This is a genomic window from Segetibacter sp. 3557_3 (assembly GCF_004354985.1).
GTDB lineage: Bacteria > Bacteroidota > Bacteroidia > Chitinophagales > Chitinophagaceae > Segetibacter.
In genome coordinates this window covers 67,627-90,171 of the sequence record NZ_SMSK01000005.1, presented here as the reverse complement: position 1 = coordinate 90,171, position 22,545 = coordinate 67,627, and the positions used below count along the sequence as shown (strand labels likewise).

15 protein-coding genes are annotated in these 22,545 nt (G+C 45.7%); 7 read left to right on the top strand and 8 right to left on the bottom strand.

The features are described 5' to 3' along the window. Nucleotides 1-411: 411 nt before the first annotated feature. Complete coding sequence (tssD, locus tag EXU57_RS10080) at nt 412-804, bottom strand: type VI secretion system tube protein TssD (protein ID WP_133268078.1); 393 nt, start codon at nt 802-804, stop codon at nt 412-414. An 836-nt stretch (nt 805-1,640) separates the two neighbouring features. On the opposite strand from tssD, the gene EXU57_RS10075 reads away from it, so the two are divergent. After that, nucleotides 1,641-2,339, top strand: coding sequence for an FkbM family methyltransferase (locus tag EXU57_RS10075; protein WP_133268077.1), 699 nt, complete (start codon nt 1,641-1,643; stop codon nt 2,337-2,339). 136 nt (nt 2,340-2,475) lie between these two features. On the opposite strand, the gene EXU57_RS10070 is transcribed toward EXU57_RS10075, so the two are convergent. After that, nucleotides 2,476-3,165, bottom strand: coding sequence for a hypothetical protein (locus EXU57_RS10070; RefSeq protein WP_133268076.1), 690 nt, complete (start codon nt 3,163-3,165; stop codon nt 2,476-2,478). Between the two features lie 275 nt (nt 3,166-3,440). On the opposite strand from EXU57_RS10070, the gene EXU57_RS10065 reads away from it, so the two are divergent. Continuing rightward, entirely contained in the window at nt 3,441-4,217 is a 777-nt protein-coding gene (locus EXU57_RS10065; RefSeq protein WP_133268075.1) for an FkbM family methyltransferase, read from the top strand. Nucleotides 4,218-4,381: 164 nt separating this feature from the next. Here EXU57_RS10065 and EXU57_RS10060 read toward each other — a convergent pair whose 3' ends face one another. After that, nucleotides 4,382-7,747 carry a gliding motility-associated C-terminal domain-containing protein gene (locus EXU57_RS10060; RefSeq protein WP_133268074.1) on the bottom strand — a complete coding sequence of 1,122 codons (3,366 nt, stop codon included), beginning with the start codon at nt 7,745-7,747 and terminating at the stop codon, nt 4,382-4,384. 295 nt (nt 7,748-8,042) lie between these two features. Between EXU57_RS10060 and EXU57_RS10055 the strand changes: the two genes are divergently transcribed. Further along, nucleotides 8,043-8,915 (top strand): alpha-1,2-fucosyltransferase, encoded by an 873-nt coding sequence (locus EXU57_RS10055; RefSeq protein WP_133268073.1) that lies wholly within the window; start codon nt 8,043-8,045, stop codon nt 8,913-8,915. 376 nt (nt 8,916-9,291) lie between these two features. On the opposite strand, the gene EXU57_RS10050 is transcribed toward EXU57_RS10055, so the two are convergent. Next, nucleotides 9,292-10,533 carry a nucleoside permease gene (locus EXU57_RS10050; protein ID WP_133268072.1) on the bottom strand — a complete coding sequence of 414 codons (1,242 nt, stop codon included), beginning with the start codon at nt 10,531-10,533 and terminating at the stop codon, nt 9,292-9,294. A gap of 668 nt (nt 10,534-11,201) precedes the next feature. Here EXU57_RS10050 and EXU57_RS10045 point away from each other — a divergent pair. The 4 genes from EXU57_RS10045 (at nt 11,202) to EXU57_RS10030 (ending at nt 17,489) form a co-directional block, all read left to right on the top strand. Then, nucleotides 11,202-14,420: a T9SS-dependent choice-of-anchor J family protein gene (locus EXU57_RS10045; RefSeq protein WP_165958097.1), complete on the top strand. Its 3,219-nt coding sequence runs from the start codon at nt 11,202-11,204 to the stop codon at nt 14,418-14,420. A 94-nt stretch (nt 14,421-14,514) separates the two neighbouring features. Next, complete coding sequence (gene mqnE / locus EXU57_RS10040) at nt 14,515-15,702, top strand: aminofutalosine synthase MqnE (RefSeq protein WP_133268070.1); 1,188 nt, start codon at nt 14,515-14,517, stop codon at nt 15,700-15,702. Nucleotides 15,703-16,011: 309 nt separating this feature from the next. Then, on the top strand, nt 16,012-16,746 hold the full coding sequence (locus EXU57_RS10035) for a DUF2490 domain-containing protein (RefSeq protein ID WP_207955452.1): 735 nt from the start codon (nt 16,012-16,014) through the stop codon (nt 16,744-16,746). 113 nt (nt 16,747-16,859) lie between these two features. Beyond that, entirely contained in the window at nt 16,860-17,489 is a 630-nt protein-coding gene (locus EXU57_RS10030) for a pseudouridine synthase (protein ID WP_133268069.1), read from the top strand. Here EXU57_RS10030 and EXU57_RS10025 read toward each other — a convergent pair. The 4 genes from EXU57_RS10025 to EXU57_RS10010 form a co-directional block, all read right to left on the bottom strand. Beyond that, entirely contained in the window at nt 17,467-18,429 is a 963-nt protein-coding gene (locus tag EXU57_RS10025) for an aldo/keto reductase (protein WP_133268068.1), read from the bottom strand. The two genes, EXU57_RS10030 and EXU57_RS10025, sit on opposite strands and share 23 nt — an antisense overlap. 111 nt (nt 18,430-18,540) lie before the next feature. Then, nucleotides 18,541-18,933, bottom strand: coding sequence for a YtxH domain-containing protein (locus EXU57_RS10020; RefSeq protein ID WP_133268067.1), 393 nt, complete (start codon nt 18,931-18,933; stop codon nt 18,541-18,543). A gap of 64 nt (nt 18,934-18,997) precedes the next feature. Beyond that, complete coding sequence (locus EXU57_RS10015; protein WP_133268066.1) at nt 18,998-20,851, bottom strand: M1 family metallopeptidase; 1,854 nt, start codon at nt 20,849-20,851, stop codon at nt 18,998-19,000. 228 nt (nt 20,852-21,079) lie between these two features. Then, nucleotides 21,080-22,384: an NAD(P)/FAD-dependent oxidoreductase gene (locus EXU57_RS10010; RefSeq protein ID WP_133268065.1), complete on the bottom strand. Its 1,305-nt coding sequence runs from the start codon at nt 22,382-22,384 to the stop codon at nt 21,080-21,082. Between the last annotated feature and the right edge of the window lie 161 nt (nt 22,385-22,545).

Below are 22,545 nucleotides of genomic sequence, written 5' to 3'. Positions count from 1 at the left end.
AGTATTAGCTTAAGCATAACGGCTTTGCATTTAATTAAAGATTTAATTGCTCCCCTTTAATAAAACGGATCAATCACACGAGTCTTTCGTGCTGTATATCGATGCAAGGCTCTCTTTTGGCATACTTGCTTTCGGCAATCATGAGGATTGCTTGTATAGGTATTAATATCGACAATGGTTATCACTGATAATGGTCGAAGTTGCATTTTCGTTGTTATAGCCAGGATAATTGTTTCCGGCAATAACCTTTTCGAATGTTAATTACCGGAAGATAGGAGTGCAATGTAAAAACAAGGCCTTAGTGAAAATGGAGGTCGCCGGACCGGATAAGGGTATTCGAAAATGGTACTGCTGAGTAAAGCTTAATTAAAATCTGCGCTTGGCAGGTGCCTGCTATTTGCACATCCTGCTTTAGTTTCCGGGCCAGTCATTTTTGTGTTCTGCATTTCCTATTTTAATTTTTTGTGCAGAAACAGTGAAATTAATGAGCATTGGTTGTGACCCGATAATATCAAAGCTTTCTGCGAAGTTGATGATATACCCTTTTTCAAATGATACTTCTTTCATCTTAGAGTCCTCATCACTTTTCTTGAACGTAACGGTGCCATCGATTGGTTTGTATTGGTTTACCATTGACTCGATTACAGAAGTGTCATCTGAAGACTCCAACGCAAGGTTGATGGTTCCGCCATACAGTCCGGATGCGGGACGACCCTTTGCGTCAACATCCCTGCGTAACGAATAATTGCAGCTGATTACGTCGAACTCTTTACTGCCTATTTTAAGGTTTGCTTTAAAGGCCATAATTGTTGTTTTAAGTAATGAATAATTGGTTATTGAGGCTTTTCAGATTTAAACAAAATATATATTCTTTTGTAAAACCTACTATATTCCAGAAAAATATTTTCAGCTGTTTTTGCTTTATATTTTCTGTGTTGAATGCTTGGTTGTTCCGCAAATTTTTTATTCATTACTTTCAATTTAAATTGATCGGGAATTTTAATATGGCATACTGCGATTGTCATCAGGGAAGCGGAATCGTAAACTACCACTGTGTTTTGGTTGAATGGCTTTGGCCATTCCTGATGGTTGCTCCGGCTCAGCAAGCTTCTTCGGCTTTTAAGAAAGGCTGATTGCCATGTACGTTGCTAGTCAGTGGTTTAAATTGCTTGAGCAGCTAAGCCATTTCGAGAGTGGCAGCAATAACATTGTGTGTCGCTTTAAAGATCTAACCAGTTTAATTTATTCCATTTACGGCTCCTCGGGATGCGGGTTTGTAATCGAAAAGGCAGAGCTCCCGATTGAAGAATTATCATACCGTCGCTTTTGGCCAGGCGGATATCTTGTCCCTGAAGACCGATTACCTGGAAATGGTTATAGTTGGGTAACAGTAAAGGTGATCGTAGTTAGCGGCCGGGAGAGTTAGGAACACAGCTAAGTTTGTGCATCAGCGTGTTAAGCTAAGTAGTTGTGAGCAGTGGATGCATTTGCTCTTGAACGATTGCACCCTACTTTGGTAACCTCGCTCAGCTGGGAATTAAATGTTTCCGGGGACCAGGCTATCTTTACCTTGAACCTGCTCACCCGTTAAGTTCGTCTTCCACGTATCTTGCACCTGAAATCTACCACCAGACCCAGACATGTCAGTTATCGTTAAAGTATTAGGTAAAGCAAGAAACATTCTTGATGAGTCCATCAAGCGAATTCAACACAGTTCCGATCCACAGTTTAGAGCGCTACAGCGATGGTACAACGAGGACTTACATAATTTGAAACGGAGCAGTTTTGAAGGAATTACGGAACAATCCATTGTTTTTGACCTTGGGGGTTATGAGGGCCAATGGTCAAGCGATGTATACGCCAGGTACAATTGCAGCCTTTTCATATTTGAGCCGGTGATGGATTATTATAACCTGATAAAAGGAAGGTTCGCGCAAAATGACAAGATGCAGGTCTTTCAATTTGGCCTGGCAAGCAAAACTTACGAAGCGAGCATAAGTATTGATCAATTTGCCTCGTCAATACATAACGAAAGCCTTTCAGCCAAGCCTACCGAAACCATCCAAATGAAGGCATTTGATGCGTTTGTGCGGCAACATAACATCGGTGTTATAGACTTGATGAAGATAAACATCGAGGGAGGTGAATATGACCTGCTCGAGCAACTGATAGCAGACGGACACATACAACGGGTTAAACAACTTCTAATCCAGTTTCACAACTTTGTACCTGATGCGAAAACGAAGATGGAAAAGATCAAAGCCGGCCTGGCGAAAACCCACAACCCCATGTACATGTATGAATTTGTCTGGGAGCATTGGAAACTCAATTCGCCTTAGGATACTAATGCCCGCAAACGCTGAAACCTAAGCCGGGCTAACGTGATGTCAGCCCAGCTTAAGACAGGCAATGCGGGCAGGCGCAGCCAGGACCTTTCGGAAAGGCCTGTGTGTTTGTAAACGATGGGCGGTCAAACTAGTTTGAGGCAATCCTACATTCTCCTAACACACCAAAGGCTGCAATACCGGCATAACAATCCCCCATTCGAACTGCCAGAAAGCCGGACTTGGTATAAATCGGAACTGTTCTCATTGCGATCACGTTTCCTCCAAGGTGGTTATAGTTACCAAAAGCAGTAATTACCTGGTAGTTGTCGGTACCAGTAACCGGCTGTACCCTGGTATAGTACCAGGTATCATTCTGGATTAAAGTTGAACCCGGCACTGTGCCGTTTACAGAAAACGTTGCGAGGTCCACACCCTGAATGGGAACCTGTCCATCATTCGTAAATGGATCATATTTCAACTGAACTACAAAAGCCGCAAATTGCCCCCCTCCATTACCCTTCCATTTAAAATAAAGTGTCTTATTGTAAATGCCGATTTCCGATTTGGTCTGAATTCTTGTTCCAAGCCGATACCCCTGACCTCTAAAGCGAATACCCTCTGGTGTGGTCACATACGAGGACGCGCCCGAGTCGATAAGGCCAAGAGATTGATAACTGAAGCCAATCCAGCTCCTGGCATTCATTAAAAAATTTGTATCAATAGCCCGGAGCAGGACAGTATCCGTTGTTGTCCTGGTGATGATCTCCTTTTTAGTGCATGACACACTTAAGGTAGTACAAGCAAACACAATAATACAAACGTTACAAAATAATTTCATCTGGGTGGTTAAGGGTTAGGTGATCATGAGTTGAAGATGACTGTGGCCAAAAAACGAATGCTGCCAACAGGCGGTAAGAAAACGCATGTTAGTGGTCTTTATTGTTAGCTCAAGCTTATACGCGATAGGGTATAAGGTGTCAGCGGAAGGATTGTATCGCATTAACCCGTTTGAAAACATCACCTCAAACATTCTTAATCAATGCTTCAATGTTCTTAAAAGGCCTATGAAGTTCAAGGATTGTTACCTTTGCTGTTAAACGAAAACTGCGATTTATGGGCTTGGTTGATAAACTGCTCAGGTATACTCCACTTAACGAGAGTTATCAGCGTTATAAACGAAAGAAAAACGAGGATTTACAAAATAAAATCGACAAGCAACTTTTACCTGCCCGGACGGCTTTTTACCGGCAATTTGTTATGCCCGGAGATATGGTATTTGATGTGGGTGCCAACGTAGGAAACAGGGTAGAAGCTTTTCTTGCCTGTGGTGCTAAGGTTGTTGCAGTTGAACCTCAACCTGCCTGCGTAGCAACCCTAAAAGAAAAGTTTGCAGACTTAATAACAATCGAAAACATCGGGCTTGCCGAGGCAAGCGGTGAGCTGGAAATGCACATCGCTTCCGATACCACCGTTTCGTCATTTAGTAAAACGTATATTGAAAGCACCCGTGATCGATTTCGTTTTAGTAAGTGGAACGGAACAATTAAGGTTCCGATTTCGACCCTCGATAACCAGATTGCTAAATATGGTGTTCCTAAATTTTGCAAGATTGATGTAGAAGGCTATGAGCCGCAAGTGTTAAGGGGATTGCATACGCCCATACCGTACTTATCATTCGAGTACTGTGTTCCGGAAATGAATGACCATGTTTCCACTTGTGTCGGTCTTCTAAACGACATTTCCTCAACCGGAGTTTATAACTACAGCATTGGTGAGTCTATGAGCTGGGCTTTTAAGGAATGGATGAATTACGAAACATTTAAAGCCCACATCGCCAGCCAGGAGTTTATCTCCACCTCATTTGGAGACATCTATTTCAAAAGTAGTTAAGCATTATACTTTTTTTATACTTCCTTTCTCTTTAGCAAGTTAGTTTTTGGAAAAAGTGTTGCTAACAAATATTTGTGATCAATTCAAGAGTGTTCTAAACACAGCGAAAGAACTCAACGGTGTGCGTGAAGCTTGAGCCATCCCGACATTGGTTTGCGTCTGTTTCAACGCAACAGAACTATAGTTCCTTTTCTAAATATTTTACCGGAACACAGCGTAGTTCCGGTAACCATGTAGACAAAAGCTCCCGATTGTTGCTGAACTCCCCGGAAATTACCATCCCAACAGTCTGAACTGTTGCTTGTTTCAAATACTTTTTGCCCCCACCTGTTGAAAATTGTCAGCTTCAGATCTGTAACTGTTCCCCAGCTTTTTAATCCGAAGCAATCATTCTTACCATCATTGTTTGGAGTAAACGCAGTTGGCAATAGAAGTAAGCCCGTGCCTATAGTTGGATCTACTTTGATGCTTATGCTATTGTAACTTTTACACCCTAAGCCAGACGTAGCTGTAAGCAGGTAAGTAGTTGTTGATTGTGGACTGGCAACGGGATTGGCGATATTCGGATCACTGAGCCCTGAGGTGGGACTCCAGGTATAACGAAGCGCCCCTGATGCGTTAAGTTGGGTTTGAGGAGAACTGCAACTTAGATCATTTGAACTCGATATGCTCACCTTCGGGATCGGGTTTACCGTAATTAAAGTTGATAACGTATCTGTGATATTGCAAGTACGATCGGAGATCCGAACCCTGATCAAAGTAGTTGCAGTCGGTGAGACAAGCGTTGAACTGCTCGATGGTGATCTTGCGAGATTAGCAGGGATCCATTCATAAGTGTTGCCACCGGTAGCTGAAAGTAAAATAGAATCGCCGGAGCAGACAGAAGGACTTGAGGGCTGGATTGTGAATGTGGATTTAGACCTGACCTTAATGGATACGGAGTCGGTTGATGTGCAACCGTTATTACCGGTGACAAATACCTTGTAAACAGTATTCGATACAGGTTGAGCAATTGGATTACTGATTAGCGGGTTCGACAGACCGGCTGCAGGCTCCCAGCGATATGCAATTCCTCCCGAAGCAAATATAGGGACCGAACTATTGGTGCAAACCGTAGTGTCGCTACTTTTCTGAATCGCAGGACCACTTACAAGACCGACAGTGATGGTATCATAAGATTCGCAACCTGCCGCTGAACTGGCGATCACACTGTAGCTGGTGTTATTTAACGGTATTGCAACCGGATTAGACACAGTTGAATTATTCAAACTACTTGCCGGGTGCCAGGTATAGGTCGCAGGCACGTCGGAGCTTGCAAACAACTGTATAGAACTACCACTGCAGATTGAAGTATCTTTTCCAACAGTCAAAATCGGCCGGGTAGCGACCACAACCATAACTGAGTCTTGTTTTTTACAGCCGTTTTGCCCAGTAACCTCTACGGTATATTTGGTTGTACCTATTGGCTTGGCTGTAGGATTTGGAATGTTTAATGCGGAAAGTGTTTCCGAAGGTAACCACTGGTATGTCGCTCCACCCCCAGCCAGTAACTGCAGCTGAGTGCCCGTACAAATCAACGTGTCGTTGGTAAGAGAGATTACGGGTGTGGGTAAGACAGCAATCTTGATTGTATCACGTCCCAAACATCCCCCCACGTCGGACGACTCAACAATATATTCGGTTGTAGAAAGCGGGAAAGCGATGGGGTTGGAAATACTTGTTGAACTCAATGTTGCTGATGGTTGCCAGGTGTAGCTGGACCCACCGAGGGCATTTAGTTGAATGGAAATGCCCGGGCAAATGGATGTGTCAGGTCCCGCATTGATTTTAGCTGAAGATACATTCACCCGAATAGAGTCGCGCTGCAGCAATGCCTCAGCAAAAGAGATCTCATCTAAAGCAAAATCGTTTCCGGTTGGCGTTGTGTTTTGATTGATAATTGAGATAACTGCAGTGGTCGCACTTCCGGAGTTCCATGTTGCATAAAATCGGTTCCATTGACATGTGCTTCCTGCACCAATAATGCTATTGCCAAAGCGAATGCCATTAACAGAAAATATCAGGTTGGCAGGGTTGGTTGCAGAAAGCGATTGTATCCATGTGGAGAATGCATAATTAGTATTTGCGCTAACAGCTATGGTTTGGGTCCAGACTTTTGCACCGGCAACTGAGTTTCCATTTACGATCAACATGTTGCCTGCGCCATTATGACCGGTACAAAGTTGAAAGTTAGTATTCCAGGGTGTGGCTGTATTTGCAACAGTAAATTGTCCGTCAGCAGTGTTTGAAGAAGCGAGGCTGTAATCGGATGTAAATCCAACGGCGCCGTTATCAAACCCACCATTAGCCACAAGATTGTTTCCTTGTACAAGTGAATTTACTGAATATGTTGTACTAACCGCTGGTGTTGCAAGAGGGTTTAAGGAAGTAGAACTGTTAAGATCACCTGCCGGCGACCAGCAATTACTCAGGCTATTTGAAACGGTTGAAAGCAGAACGACCTGCCCAAGGCAAATTGATGTATCCATAGCTGCAATCACGTTGCCGTCCACCGGCCGGTTGATCGGGATTGTCTTGGTAACACTGTCTTTACAAGTGTTTGTAAAAGTGCTCACCATTTTCACGGTGTATGTTCCATAATTCGTGTAGTTATGGCTAGGGTTTACAGTTGTGGTTAATCTTCCATCGCCGAAGGTCCAGCTGACATTGCCATTGACCCCGCTCCTGTTTGTGAATTCAACCGTTTGTGGCGAACATAACAATTGTTTGTACTCAAAGTCAACAAGGGGTTGGTGTGAATTGTCATACAATGCGTTCACCTCCGCCTGGTTTATAGCCCGGTTGTACCATCTTATGTCATCCATCTTGCCTTTAAAAGGAAGTAGATCACCCGCCCACCAGTTACCAAAACGCAGGTCGCTATTGCAACCTGTAAGAAGCGAAGGAAAACCAGCATTAGAAGTTCGTTTCAAAACACCGTCAATATAGATTTTATGTAAACTGCCGTCATATGTTATTACTGCCATATACCAGCGATTGATACAAATCCAGTCGTTTGTATTTATATAGCTACTCGAAGAGGTACTATTACAACTCGAATTGTTGCCGACCAGGTTTGAGCCGATACCGGGGAAAGGAGGATAGTTAATGAAAAACTGGTATTGTGCGCCTCCCGAGCCGGCCGTTGTAGTGAAATCCCGTTTTCCGACAAGATTTTGCAGATTATTTGTTTCTGTTTGAAACCAGATTACCAGACTGTGAGTTGGAGTTGAAAAAGCTCCGTTATCCCTTACTCTTATGTAGTCGTCCGATCCATCGAACAATCCTGCAGTATTGGCAACACCCATCCTGTTGCCCGAAAATGTTGTTCCATTCACAAGAACACCATGATGATTATTGCCACTCACATCATTACCATTCCCATCCAACGGATAGTGAGCAACAAGTCCTGCGGAAAGATTTACCTGTGCCGACACGTTGAATTGTTGCAGGATGATGAGGATTAGAAACCCAAATATGCCACGATTCATTAAACTGCGATTTGCTTAAAAGTTAAACGTAACCTTTGTGAAGATATTTGAATAACGTTGAACCAAGCCGGTGAAGAATAGGCTAAACCAGACATTTGGAAGTCAAAAATAATGGGTGTCGAAAACTTATGTGTTAACGACGGAAGTTTCGCGAAGATGGTCGGAAAGCGTGTTGGAAAGTATTATGATTGCAGAAAATTTGCTATTCTTCAACTATCAGTGTTGCAGAACTGGTCACTAGCAATAGGTGTCGAACCAAGATGACCTGACCTGCTCAACCTGACTTAACTTTATTATGATCATCGTTCAACTTAAAGGCGGGCTCGGCAACCAGTTGTTCCAGTATGCGGCAGGATTAAGCCTGGCGCTTCATCATCAGGTTCCAGTTAAAGTTGACACCAGCCTGCTCGGAGAACCGGATGAACAGATCGGTACCATCCGCAACTTCGACCTGGCTTATTTACAGGAACCCCCCGAAATTGCAACAAGGGTGGAGCTTCAACCTTACCTGGAAGAGTCATTACTTAAGAAGCTTCTGCAAAAGCTTCTTCCGCCGCATAAACGTGAAATTTATAAGGAGGCCCGCTTTACATTTGATCACCATTTTTACGCTGCCGGGAGGCAGATCTACCTGAAAGGGTACCGGCAAAGTGAACAATACTTCAAACCCAACGAAAAGGAAATACGTAGTCGATTTGGATTTAGGGCAGGCCTGATGGTGCACCTGGAAGATTTCGCCAGGCAACTACAACAGGAAGAGAGCGTTGCCCTGCACATCAGGCGTGGCGATTATTCGGCTACGACTGTACAGAACTATTATGCTGAACTTGGCCTGGAATATTACCAGAAGGGCATTGCGCATATACGTACCAAGGTAACTCAGCCCACCTACTATGTTTTTACCGATGATCCATCATGGGTAATGCAGAACTTACCCCTGGCACCAGGGGTGACCGTTGTTTCCGGTGCAACGAGTAAATCTCACCTGGAAGATTTTTGGCTGATGAGCCAGTGCAGGCATAATATCATTGCAAACAGCAGTTTTAGCTGGTGGGCTGCCTGGTTAAACAATTATTCCCGAAAGATCGTGGTTGCACCTGCTAATTGGTTCGACAAGGCTAAACTGGACACCCGTGACCTTATTCCGAAGCATTGGGTTAGACTCTGATGGAAAGCCACGGCGATGTGGGTTCACCGGTATAAGAGCTACCGTGTGGACACTTCTTCTTAGCGGCTTAAAATGGAACACGGATGACAGGGATAAACGGATAGGTACGCTTTATCGTTCTGCGAAGCAGAAAATTTATCCATTTTGTTCAAAGCCGAAGCAAAAAGGATTGTTTTAGAAGATGGATGGATTTCACCAAAATCCGATTAAGATCATTTTAATCCGTGTTATCCGCGTTCCTATACCGATGGGTACCCACTGTATGTACAAGAGTGCGACGCAACGGCTGTTTAACCGGAGTTACTGCCCCCTGGTTCATAAAAATACCTGCAATCAGCACATGCCCGTTCGCGTAGGAAGTATGCTTTGTGGCAGGTTAATGGGGTACCGCAATCAGTTTTTCGGGTTCGTGTTTATAACGGAAAACCAGGGGGAAAATAATGGCGAGCAACAAGGCATAAGCGGCAAAGGTAAACCAGATGCTCTGCCAGTCTTTTACCCCATTAACGGTAAAATGATCAACCACACGCCCGCTGAGTTCGCCACCAAGATATGCGCCAATGCCGTTGGTCATCAGCATAAATAAACCCTGGGCGCTGGACCTGATTTTGATGTCGGCTTCTTTCTCGACAAACAGTGAACCTGAAATATTAAAGAAATCGAAGGCCATTCCATAAATGATCATCGAGAGCACCAATAAGATGAGGCCCGGGCCAGGGTTGCCGATACCAAATAGTCCAAAGCGGAACACCCACGCCACAATGCTCATGAGCATGACCTTTTTGATGCCGAACTTCCTGAGGAAAAAAGGTATGGTAAGTATAAACAGGGTCTCAGATATCTGGGAGATCGAGATCAGGAGGTTTGGGTGCTTTACGCCAAAGGAGTCGGCGTACTGGTCTTTGAAGTCATCCAGGAAAGGGCCGCCAAAAGCGTTGGTGATCTGGAGGGCAGCACCAAGCAGCATTGCGAACACAAAAAATATGAGCATTTTCCGGCGTTTGAACAACACAAAAGCATCAAGACCGAGTGAAGATGCCAGGCTTCTTTTTTGCAAACCGGCTGCCGGCCGGCATTGCGGCATTGTGAAGGCGTAGATGCCTAAGGTAAGGGCGGCAAGCGCGCTGATCTGAAGCTGCAACGAACTTTTTGTCCAACCAAGAAAATCGACCATCCACATGGCTACGATAAAACCAATGGTTCCCCAAACGCGGATAGGGGGAAAATCTTTTACGACGTCGAACTTCTTTTGCTCGAGAACGTCGTAAGAAACGCTGTTGTTAAGTGCAATGGTGGGCATATACACCATTGAGTTAAGCAACATGAGGATGTATAAAGTATTGTAGTCGGTAACTGTAGACGCCCAGAACAGGAGGCCGGCCCCTACGATATGACAAAGGCCGAGCACACGCTCTGCATTAATCCAACGGTCGGCAACGATACCCAATAAAGCAGGCATGATCAGCGATGCGAGTCCCATGGTAGCATAAACACTACCGACCTGGCCGCCGGTAAAGCCTAATGTAACGATCATATATGCGCCAAGCGAGATGAGCCATGAACCCCAAACAAAGAACTCGAGGAAATTCATCACGATAAGTCTTTGCTTTATATTCATCTAAAATGATTTAAAGCGGAAGATAGCAGTTTTATAGAATACTGATGACGAATATCCGGTGCCGTTCAGCAGGGCTATTTATGTTGAAACTGTGGTATCATAGCCGGAGCCTACCGATGCAAAATGGTGGGGTATGATGAAGCCATCCAGATTTTTGCTGTGTTACAAGTGAGATCCCCGGTGTCGGGTGGACAACCAACACAATGATATTTGTTGAACCTGCGCGTTGAACGAACGCCCGACCACCAGACGGAAAGCGGATAAGCGAGCAAATGCCTGCGCACTTATGAAGTCGGGCAGATTAATGTTCAACGGCAGGCTGAAATCTTTTGAAAGTTTATTATTTTACATGCGCTATTGCAGGTGGAGACTATTGGTTTAAACCTGCCCGCACCATGGTTTCAGTGCGTTCATCAGCCCTCAACAAACAGTCAGCAAGTTGTATCGGATTGCCGGTTACTTGCTTTGGCAATGTTTTTCCTGCGTTGGTTTTGACCGCCGGGTTTAAATGCTTACCCGGTTTTTACCGTCGGCTTCCATTGCTTTGTTGTATTGTGTCACCCCTGTATTGAGAACGCCCAAAAAATGAATCTGTAAATTGGTTTCGGGATTGTAGATGCAGTAACCTTGCACCAGCATTTTCCAAACCTTCTATGAAAAGCCTTGTTATGGATCGATTAAAATCTAGATCATTGAGAACTACCCCGCTCTTTCTTCCTTTGCTTCTGCTGCTAATGACGTGTTCACAAGGGATAGGGCAAACCCAACCAAGCCAGGTTACAAAAGCCGCACAGGAAATATTACGGTGCGCAACGATGACCGCTTTTGAGAAAAATATGGAAGACCCGGCTTTCAGGGCCCACTATGAAAAGGGCATCCGGGATTACGAACAATCGCTTCAATTGCGTACCGGCCAGACCTCGCGAAACACCACGCTAACCGGACCGGTGACAATACCTGTTGTGGTGCATATTGTTTTACCGAATCCTTACCAAGTTACAGACGCAGACGTTGACTACTTTTTGAACCGGTTAAATGATGACTTTGCAGGGATTAATGCAGATAGTACGAATGCTTCACCGTTTTATCCCGTTCGTGGTCATTCACTGTTAAGGTTTACCCGCGCACGCCGCGACCCGGCCGGGAACTACACCGGCGGTGTAGAAAGGAGGGTAGGTAGCGTTTATATAAACGGCGTTACTTATCAGCCGATCAAGCACACCTCTGCAGGTGGGTTGGACCCCTGGGATGTGACTCAATATTACAATCTTTGGGTGGGGGTTGGCGATCCTGCACTTGGTTTACTTGGGATTGCCCCGGCAATTGGGCCCGGCAATCAAACAGAAACCACTACGAGTACTGTTGGTATAGATGGTGTTTGTGTAGACTATACTGCTTTCGCAAATTCCTGTTTTTCCATACCTGCTTTTAATCTTGCCCGTACCTCTGTGCATGAAATCGGCCACAACTTTGGGTTGTACCATACGTTCCAGGGTGGATGTGCGGCAGTCAACGACTTCGGCCAGCTTACTACACCATCCTGCCAATTGCCTCAAACCTTATTAGGCCCCGCTGACGATACCCCGGCACAAAGTGGCTCAACATCCGGTTGCCTTGCAGGTGCTGTCGCCGGCGGCTGTACGACACCGGCTGGCGCGCCCATTAATAAGATGTACCAGAATTTTATGGACTACACGGATGACCGGTGTTATTCGATGTTCACCAATGGACAGGTTGAACGAATGCATTGGGTACTGGAAAACTGTCGTCCGGGCTACCTGACCACACAGGGGCATATACCTCCTTCAAACGTACCGGCCCTTGACGTTGCACCTACTAGCATTGTCAGCCCGGGTGGCTTTGATTTCAATGCCGCTACGTGTACATCGATTACGTACGCAAACATCGCGTGCCCCGGAACGATTACACCAAGGGTTCGCGTAACCAACAGGGGTACAACTACAATAACCCTGGTTAGGGTAGCGATGAGCCTCAACAACGGAACACCTGTTCAGGTAACCGTACCGGTAAATATTCCAACAAATTATTCGACCGTTGTGACATTTGGTAATGTTACCGTTAATGCAGGTGCTAACCAGGTGCTCAGGTTTTGGACATCGCTGCCAAATGGCAGTACCGACCAGGTTCCTGCGAATGATACCATAACTGTAAACCTGACTGTTGGGGTTGGAAGAAATCTTCCGCTTGTGGAAGACTTTAGCAGTCCCACCTTCCCGCCGCCCGGCTGGTCCCTGGTAAGGATGGCGGGAACAGATAGTTCCGCTGTGTGGAAGCGTTCAAATGCCACAAATGGTGGTGCACCAGGTTCAGCTCTTGCAAATTTTTACAACATCACAGCAGGTAACACTATAGACCTAAGAACCCCATTGCTATCTACCACTGATGCAGATACCATGATCCTGAGTTTTGATGTGGCACACCGCCAGTATAATGCGGTGCAGGATACATTGGGAATTTGGGTGTCGGGAGATTGCGGGGGGACATTTACCCGGGTGTTCCAACAGTGGAGCTCGCAGCTGACAACCTCGGCTCCCGGCACTACCGCATTAACTAACCCTACCGGATCTGACTGGAGAAACATCACGCTTAAATTTCCAAAGACGGGCGTATTTACCAATTCTGATATTATCATCGCTTTCAGGGGATCAAGCAGGTATGGTAACAACGTTTTTCTTGACAATATCAACATTTCGAAGATTACCGTATTCAGAAGAGATCTGATACCGGTTGCTGTTACCGAGCCATTTACTACCATTTGCGACGGTAACAATGTAAGACCCGCTGTACGGGTCAAAAACCAGGGCATTGATACGATCCGTTCGTTTACCCTTAATTACACGGTAAACGGTTCCCTGCAAACACCCGTTAATTTCACCGGCACCCTATTGAGGGACTCATCTGTAGTGGTGCAGTTAAATGCATCAACCCTGCAACCAGGTATCTACGTGCTTCGGGCCTGGACCTCGAACCCGAATGGACTACCCGATCAGTTGCCGGCAAATGATACCATCCAGTACCAGTTTGAGGTGATTGCGACGGCTGCCGCCCCGCTGGTGGAGACATTTGAAAACACTACTTTCCCGCCTCCGGGTTGGTCTGTAACACAACAGCCGGCTGATGCGATAACCTGGACGAGAACCAACCAGGCTGGCCGTTCAAGCTCAGGTTCAGCGTACATCAATAATTTCAACTATGCTGCAAACGACCGGGTAGATGACCTTGTAACGCCGGTGCTGACTTATACCGGTGCCGACTCCGTATTTATTAAATTTGATGTAGCGGCAAGCACCTATAGTTTTCCGGGAAGTACGGCTATTCCGTTGGACACCCTTGAAGTGCTGGTGACCACAGATTGCGGAAGAAGCTTCACCACGATTTATAAAAAATATGGCAGTGATCTGCAGACCATTGGTGATCCAAACTACCCGAACACCGACGAGTTTTTTCCTACCCAGCAAAATCAATGGCGGACCGACTCAGTAAATGTTACCCGCTTGCTGGGCTCAGCCAACAAGGTTCGGTTTGCATTCCGGAATACAACCAATTTCGAGAATAACATCTTTCTCGATAATATCAATTTTACGCCTAAGGTGCTGCCGGCGAGGTTAAAGCAAAACGGATTTATGATTACCCCTAATCCATTCAATAACCAGTTTGCCATTCAGCATTACTTGCCGCCAACTGATCTGAGGGGATATGGGATTTATAATTCAGTGGGTCAACTGGTTACCAGCCAATCCTTTGGTGAGGGTAGGGCGGACAGCTATATAGAGGTAAACATGGGGCGTATGCCATCGGGTGTATATACCATTAAGCTGATGTATACGGGTAGAACAATAACGCAGAAGCTTGTTAAAATCAACTAGTCACTTCGGTTTATCTGCATAAAACTGCCCCCGGTTCCGGGGGCAGTTTTATTTGGCGGCTATTCTGGCTTAGCTTTGCGCAAATGTTTTTATAATGGTAACAGCACAGGAATTGCCCGCCAGGATTATTGAGCATGTTGGCGACGCGGAATTGGCCAGGATAGGTGAAAAGGTATTAGCCGGACAACGTTTGACGGAACAGGATGGGGTTACGCTTTTCGAAAAAGGCTCGCTTTCTTTTGTAGGCGCATTAGCCAATTGGGTGAGGGAACAAAAGCATGGAAATAAAACCTACTTCAACCGCAATTTTCATATCGAACCCACTAATGTTTGCGTGTTTTCGTGCAAATTTTGTTCTTACTCCAAATTATACGCGCATAAAGAGGATGGCTGGGAATTAAGTATCGACCAGATGCTTGATATCGTTAAAAAGTATGATGGACAGCCCGTAACTGAAGTACACATTGTAGGAGGGGTTCATCCAAAAATGAACCTGTCTTTTTTCCTTTCACTGATTAAGGAAATCCGAGCTTACCGACCCGATATCCACATCAAGGGTTTTACCCCGGTAGAACTGGACTATATGTTTCGTAAGGCAAAGCTGTCGGTGGTGGAAGGCATGCAAATGCTGAAAGATGCTGGTTTACAATCGCTGCCAGGCGGTGGCGCTGAAATATTTCATCCCGAGATCCGGCAGCAGATATGCGCAGACAAGGTAGACGCAAACGGATGGCTGTCCATTCATAAGGCCGCTCACAACCTCGGCATGCACAGTAATGCTACTATGCTATATGGTCATATCGAATCGTATTGGCACCGGGTTGATCATATGGAAACCCTTCGTAAGCTGCAGGATGAAACGCATGGGTTCAACACCTTTATTCCGTTGAAGTTTCGTAACCACGATAACGAGATGAGTAACGTTAAGGAAAGTAACGTGGTAGAGGATATGCGGATGTACGCCATTGCCCGGCTATACCTTGACAACTTCCCGCATCTTAAGGCTTACTGGCCCATGCTCGGCCGCCAGAATGCACAATTGTCGCTGTCATTTGGTGTGAATGATATTGATGGTACCATTGATGATACCACCAAGATCTATTCCCTTGCAGGCAGTGAGGAGCAAAATCCGGCTATGACTACAGCTGAGCTTGTAGCGTTGGTAAAGCAGGTGAAACGGGTACCGGTGGAACGAGACACACTGTACAATGTTATCCGGGACTATTCGGCAAATGAATTTAACGAACAATCTGCGCCGGTTATTGATCCCAGTTTAAACTAAGGTTCTGTGTGGTTTTCACGTGATGTGCAAATGCAAACAGGTATTCACAATACACGATTCAATGTCGTTTGGTTAAGCGGTTTTTATTGGACCAAGCCGCAGGTTTTTTAATTGTAAATCGTTGCGCCATGCCCCAAAACTATTGATGGGTCGCACACTTTTACTGTATAACATTGCTGGTCAACTAAGCCAGCAAGGCCTTAACTAAACCACATTAATACATGATTGCTCACTGATGTAGATCAGCCATCATGTAGCCTGGTATCATTTTGTAAGTTCAAGCTTAAACGAACTAATACGCGATAAACTATGAAGAATTTTATTTTAGGTTTTGTGTTGCTGATGGTTGCGAACCTTTCAAACGCACAAGGACGGTTGAGTGATCATAACACAATCGGCTGGTATACCACAACCATAACTCCCAGGATCAACGACAAGGTTAGTGGGCATATTGAATACCAGTGGCGGAGGAATAAGTTGGTGAAAGATTGGCAGCAAAGCCTGCTTCGTGTAGGCTTAAACTACAAGCTAAACCCTAATGTAACTTTCCATGTTGGCTATGGCTGGATTGAAACGTTCGCCTATGGTGAATACCCGATTGCTGCCGTGCCCAAACGCTTTCCCGAACACAGGATATATGAGCAGGTTGTCATAAATGCTCCTCTTGGAAAAGCATCCTTGTTACACCGTTTGCGGCTTGAACAGCGATGGGTTGGCCGGTTAAATGCACCCACAAGCGAAAAAGCAAACGAATACATTTATTTAAACAGGCTAAGGTATATGCCCAGGCTCGATGTACCCATTAAAGGCAAGTTCTATGCAGCTTTGTACGACGAAATATTTATCGGCTTTGGGGAAAATATTGGTGAAAACGTGTTTGATCAAAACCGGGTAGGTATTTTGGCCGGTTATAAAGCGGGGACAAAATTCAGGGTTGAGGCAGGTTTTCTGAACCAGACCGTACAGCTGGGCAGGGAAGTAGGCGGCAAAAACGTTTTTCAGTACAACAATGGCATGATCATTAATACGTACTTAAATTTATAAGTACAATAGGTGATGAACAATCCTGCTCTTACCATTATGGCAGCCATTCAGGTTAAGCAAGCTGGGCTAAACAGAGCAACACATACCAGGTCGTCTATTAACATCAGCGTACTATGCACCAATATTTCGTGGTTAACAAGCCTTACAATATGGTTTCGCAATTTGTAAGTTCCCACAAAGTGAGGTTGCTCTGCGATTTGGCGTTTCCATTTCCGGAGGGCACCCATGCAGTTGGCAGGCTGGATATTAACTCCGAGGGGCTGTTGTTACTTACGACCGACAAGCGCATCACCAGGTTGCTTTTCGAGAGTGAACAACCCCATAAGCGCACTTACCTGGTCCAGGTAAAAAAAGTGATTGAAGAAGAGTCTGTCGAGCTTTTAAGAAAAGGGGTTACTATCCGTGTTAAAGGTGGAGGCGATTATACAACGGCGCCAGCAGCTGTACAGATCATTGTAAACCCGGGCGAATACTACCAGGAGCAATCAGGCCTTAAATTGTATCCGCCCTTTTCCTGGATCCTGATCACGCTGACTGAAGGAAAATATCACCAGGTGAGAAAGATGGTTGCAGCAGTAGGTCACCAGTGTAAACGCCTGATCAGGGTAGGAATCGAAGACCTGGTGCTTGGCAAACTTGCACCCGGCGAGGTAGTTGAAATGGATGAAGAAAGCTTTTTCGAACGTTTGCACTTGCAACCGGTGCAAGAAGGAGCCTCTTCTAGTTTTTGTCTACCCACTTAAGATTTGCTTCATTATAGCGATCGCCGGTATTTGGATACTGAGCTATCACACGTTCAATATCCCGGAGATCCTCTTCAGATAAGTTCACATCAACACAGCCGGCATTGTCTTTAAGCTTGTCCCGTTTTTTTGTGCCCGGGATAGGGACGATGTTATCACCTTGTGCAAGTAGCCAGGCGAGTGCAAGCTGTGCCGGGCTGCAACCTTTTTCAGCGGCCAATTGCGCAAAGGCGCGTGTGAGGTTTTGGTTGTTTTCCTGGTATTGTTGCTGGTATCTTGGAAGTGCCTTACGAAAATCATTATCGGGAAGTTCCGAAACATTCAATGTGTTGGTCATAAGGCCACGAGCAAGGGGACTAAAGGGAACGAATGTAATCCCGAGTTCTTTGCATAACGGTAGGATCTCAGGCACTGAGTACTCACTTTGGAGTGCACTGATCGGGTGTACGGCATGTGCTCTTTTGATTGAATTAGCCGAAGCTTCTGATAGTCCGAGATAGCGAACCTTTCCTTGTTGTACAAGTTCAGCCATTGCCCCAACCATATCCTCCACGGTAACATTTGGGTCAATCCTGTGCGCGTAATACAGATCGATTACTTCTACTTTCAGCCGTTTCAAACTTGCCTCCACGGCGGTTTTCATGTATGCCGGAGAACCATCAAAACCAACGGTACCATCCGGGTTTTGCTTGAATCCAAATTTAGTAGCAATAAATATTTTGTTGCGATTGGTTGTAAGAACCCCTGATACCAGCGCTTCGTTTTTACCATTCCCGTAAAAATCCGCAGTATCCCAAAAGTTGATGCCGAGGTCAAGGGCATAGTGCAATGTTGCAATAGACTCTTCATCGTTGGGCACTCCATAGCCATGGCTCATGCTCATACAGCCAAGACCGATGGACGAAAGTTTTTCCTTACCTGACAACAACCTGTATTTCATGTGATGTAAAAAGGGTTAACAATGGTGAATGGGGTAAATATAAGGCCGATCAAAGATCAAAATAAGGAAACTCATGTAAAACAAAAAAGCCCGCGAAGTGCGGGCCCCTGTTTAATCGAATTTTCTTTTGATGCTGTCGGTAATATCTTCCGCTTTATCCTTAATGCTTTCCCCGATGTCTTCCGCTTTATCCTTAATCCGCTCCCATAAACTTTCCCCTTCTTCTTTAACCTCATGGGCACCGTGTCTTGCATCATCTGCGAGATCGCCTGTACGATTGCCGATATCGTGTTTTACGTCTCTTGCATCATCAGCAAAGTCATTGGCATCATTCCTAAGATCACTTCTTACCTCACGGGTATTATCTTTCAAATCGTCGATGGCATCATTGCCATGCGCACCAACCCGGTTTGCTGTGCGATCAAGATCATTTCCTATGTTAGAGGCGCCATCAGAAAGGTCCTCTTTGATGTTGTTTAAGTTGTCTTGCTGGTTCGTTGCCATAGTTGTAATTTAAATGGTTTACAATGATATAGGTGTACCTTCAAATAACCATGCCACCAAAGGTTTACCTCAACAGTGCGTCAATGGTGTTGTAAGCAACAGGGTGATAGTTTGGCCTGGCGCGTTTGTAAACCTCCTTAGCCCAGGTTTTACCTTCAGCTGTTTTTATGAGTTCCGTATATATTGGCACCAGGAACTTCCGGCGGCCAACCCGGGTAAGAAATTTTTCGATGGCCGGGTAGGCAGCCCTGTATCCATGTTTTATGGCAACTACATACCATGCTGTCTGAATTTCAGCATTACCCGAATTGGTAAAAGCAAATGCCTTGTCGAGCGCAATCAGCTCTTGCGGAATCAGGTCAACGGGAAGACGGCTGATCAGGTAAAGTTTTTCGTTTGTTGAGGTAACATTTTGCCTGAGTTCAGTTAAGGGTTGATCACGAAATTTGAACACAAGACTATCTATTTTCCTGAAAGCGTTTGAACCCACGGCAGGTGCGTTGTTGGGGATCCCTGGTTGGTACACCCAATCGTTGATCCGTATAGAATCTGCAAGAGTCTTACTATTATCAAGAAGTTCACTTTTGAGACTAACCAGGAATTGTTCTGTGGTTTGAGACTGAAAGGCGTTTTTATCGAAGTATTGCCTGAGAAAGGTGTCCAGTTTGTTTCTACCTACGGCTTCTTCAATGGTACGGATAAAGGCATATCCTTTTTCATAGGCAATGTCACCAATGGCTGCGTCGGGATCACGCCCTGCGAGCTCCCCTTTCAGTTTTGTGTCTTTATTGCTCGCACCTTTGTCCGCCAGCTCTGCAGAGAGCGACTGCCGCCCCAATACCTCCTGCATCTTCGCCTCCTCTACACCATAAACTTCCTCTACAATCCGGCGTTCAAAATAGGTTGTAAATCCTTCATTTAACCACATATCGTTCCAGGTGGCATTGGTTACCAGGTTGCCGCTCCAGCTATGTGCCAGCTCATGCGCGACAACGCTCACCAAGGATCGGTCTCCGGCAATTACTGTGGGGGTTAAGAAGGTGAGATTTGGATTTTCCATTCCGCCATAAGGAAAGCTCGGCGGTAATACCAGCACATCGTACCTGCCCCAACGGTATGGTCCGTATAACTTTTCTGCCGTTGTTACCATCTTGCCCATATCGGCAAATTCATAAGCTGCTTTTTTTAACGTAACAGGTTCGGCGTAAACACCGGTGCGGCTATCGATCGGCTGAAAAGCAAGATCACCAACTGCCAGTGCAAGCAGGTAAGACGGGATTGCTTTAGTTTGTTTGAAATAGTAAATCCCGCTATCTGACCTTTGTTGTTTGTTTTCTGCACTCATTACAGCCATCAATGCTGGTGGAACGCGAACGGTGGCGTTATAAGTAAACCTTATCCCTGGTCCATCCTGGCAAGGGATCCACGACCGGGCGAGGATTGGTTGAGATTGGGTAAGCAGGAAAGGGTGTTGTTTGCCTGCTGTTTGTTGTGGTGCTAACCACTGCAGTGCACCTGCGTTAGGCTGGGTGTTATAATAGATATTTATGATCGTTGTCGTTGCTTCAACAGGCACGCGTAAAGCCGAACCCAAAATGGAATCCTGTTTATCAAGGGCAAACTTCACGTCATGTTCTTCCTTGCCAATCGTGACTTTCTGAATGGAAAGATTTTTTGTATCAAAGACAATCTCTTTGCTGTTCGACAGGTTTTCGATAACCCAACTGGCCTTGCCGGTAAGTTCTTTTGTTGCAAAATCAACAGCTAGCTCCAGGTTTAGGTGCCTGACAACAGCAGCTGAGGGATCAGTCAATGTATGTGGATCCGGTACGCTATTTAATTGTGTGCCACGTTGCCGGGCGCTTTGCTGGTTACAGCCAAATAGCAAAGTAGTAAACAGGAGCAGTAATACTTTCATTTACAGGGGATGTCAGGATCATTACGGTAAATAATAAATAATTTGCCAGGGTTACTCAACGGTGTTGCTTACCCGGGAAATGGTGCTATAAATGGTTAGGATAGCACAATTCAGTATAGGCTGCAGCTTCCCTGTCGTAAATGCCAAAAAATATAAAAGCCGGATTCGGTCAGGCGGTCTCACGCTTAATCTACATGGTTCCAAAATTTGCGGATGGTTGATCAACTGTTATTTGGCAGCAGTATCCTCCCGCATCAGTTCCCGGCTGAACGGACGGATGATAATTCGTGATGAGCTGTTATAGGTAAAATACCGGGTGATCCAGCCCGTGAAAACAGCCAGTTTGTTTCTTCCGCCAATGAGTGAAAACAGGTGAACAAAACACCAGAGTACCCATGCCCTGAAGCCCTGGGTTTTAAACCTGCCAATATCTGCCACAGCTTTATTGCGTCCGATGGTTGCCATAGAACCCTTGTCGTTGTACCTGAACGGTTTCGTGGGCCGGTTTTCAATCAGCGCCAGCAGGTTGCCTGCCAGGTGCTTGCCTTGTTGAATGGCTACCTGGGCTACCCCCGGGTGACCGTCGGGTGTTTCCGGGCTGACCACTGAGGCTACGTCGCCGATCGCAAAAATGTTATCGTAGCCTTTTACCCGGTTGATTTCATCGGTTTGCAACCTGTTTCCACCTACAACAACATCGGGAGAAATCCCCTCTGGGTAATCGCCTGCAACCCCGGCCGCCCACAGTACATTCCTGGTTTTAATGGTCATGCCATTATTGATTACAAGGTTTTCGCCGTCGAAACTTTTTACCCTGACGCCGCTGTAGATAACTACCCCAAGTTCTTCAAGGTATTCCTGCGCCTTTCGCGAAGCTTCTTCCGACATCACCTTTAGTACACCCGGCTTGCTTTCAACAATAAACACACGCATATCGTTTGGGTCAAGGCTCGGGTAGTCTTTTCGGAGTGTATGGTTTTTGAGCTCTGCCAGTGCACCCGCCAGTTCAGCACCCGTCGGACCTCCACCAACAATTACAAAGGTCATGAGCTCCTCTTTTTCTACCGGGTCTTTCTCCGTTACCGCACACTCCAGGCTTTGCAGGATCATGCTCCGAAGGTTAAGCGCCTCAGGAATGGTTTTCATTCCCATGGTAAAATGTTCCAGCAACTTGTCGCCAAAAAAGTTGGTGGAAGCACCGGTCGCCAACACCAGGTAATCATATGCGATCTCCCCGATACTCGTGTCGATGGTATTTTTCTCGGGGTTGATTTTTCGTACATCGGCGAGCCGGAAGTTCAGGTTGCGATGGTGCTGAAAAATCCGCCGGATGGGAAAGGCAATGGTTTCCGCTTCGAGGGCGCCAGTGGCCACCTGGTAAAGAAGCGGCTGAAAAGTGTGGTAATTATGGCGATCAACCAGGATCACTTCAACCTTTTTGCTTCGTAAATGCTTTGCAAGCTCAAGTCCGCCGAACCCACCACCCACCACTACAATGCGGGGGCAACTACCTGGTTGTAAATTATTAGCCATAGGGGAATCATGCTCTTACAGCATGTTATGCAAAACTAAAGAACCATACCATACAACTAAGCATCAATGTAGAGGCATGTTGTTGGTCATGCCAGGCACACGGATAATTCATTTCGCCTGGCTATAATCAGGCAAGAAGAACGCGGGTTACGGCACCCGAA

Bases quoted from the DNA above. Each gene is read 5' to 3' on its own strand.
- EXU57_RS10015 (WP_133268066.1), bottom strand. From the start codon at position 20,851: ATGAAAGTATTACTGCTCCTGTTTACTACTTTGCTATTTGGCTGTAAC.
- tssD (WP_133268078.1), bottom strand. From the start codon at position 804: ATGGCCTTTAAAGCAAACCTTAAAATAGGCAGTAAAGAGTTCGACGTA.
- EXU57_RS10030 (WP_133268069.1), top strand. From the start codon at position 16,860: ATGCACCAATATTTCGTGGTTAACAAGCCTTACAATATGGTTTCGCAA.
- EXU57_RS10050 (WP_133268072.1), bottom strand. From the start codon at position 10,533: ATGAATATAAAGCAAAGACTTATCGTGATGAATTTCCTCGAGTTCTTT.
- EXU57_RS10055 (WP_133268073.1), top strand. From the start codon at position 8,043: ATGATCATCGTTCAACTTAAAGGCGGGCTCGGCAACCAGTTGTTCCAG.
- EXU57_RS10060 (WP_133268074.1), bottom strand. From the start codon at position 7,747: ATGAATCGTGGCATATTTGGGTTTCTAATCCTCATCATCCTGCAACAA.
- EXU57_RS10035 (WP_207955452.1), top strand. From the start codon at position 16,012: ATGAAGAATTTTATTTTAGGTTTTGTGTTGCTGATGGTTGCGAACCTT.
- EXU57_RS10070 (WP_133268076.1), bottom strand. From the start codon at position 3,165: ATGAAATTATTTTGTAACGTTTGTATTATTGTGTTTGCTTGTACTACC.
- EXU57_RS10075 (WP_133268077.1), top strand. From the start codon at position 1,641: ATGTCAGTTATCGTTAAAGTATTAGGTAAAGCAAGAAACATTCTTGAT.
- EXU57_RS10010 (WP_133268065.1), bottom strand. From the start codon at position 22,384: ATGGCTAATAATTTACAACCAGGTAGTTGCCCCCGCATTGTAGTGGTG.
- EXU57_RS10020 (WP_133268067.1), bottom strand. From the start codon at position 18,933: ATGGCAACGAACCAGCAAGACAACTTAAACAACATCAAAGAGGACCTT.
- EXU57_RS10045 (WP_165958097.1), top strand. From the start codon at position 11,202: ATGGATCGATTAAAATCTAGATCATTGAGAACTACCCCGCTCTTTCTT.
- EXU57_RS10065 (WP_133268075.1), top strand. From the start codon at position 3,441: ATGGGCTTGGTTGATAAACTGCTCAGGTATACTCCACTTAACGAGAGT.
- EXU57_RS10025 (WP_133268068.1), bottom strand. From the start codon at position 18,429: ATGAAATACAGGTTGTTGTCAGGTAAGGAAAAACTTTCGTCCATCGGT.
- mqnE (WP_133268070.1), top strand. From the start codon at position 14,515: ATGGTAACAGCACAGGAATTGCCCGCCAGGATTATTGAGCATGTTGGC.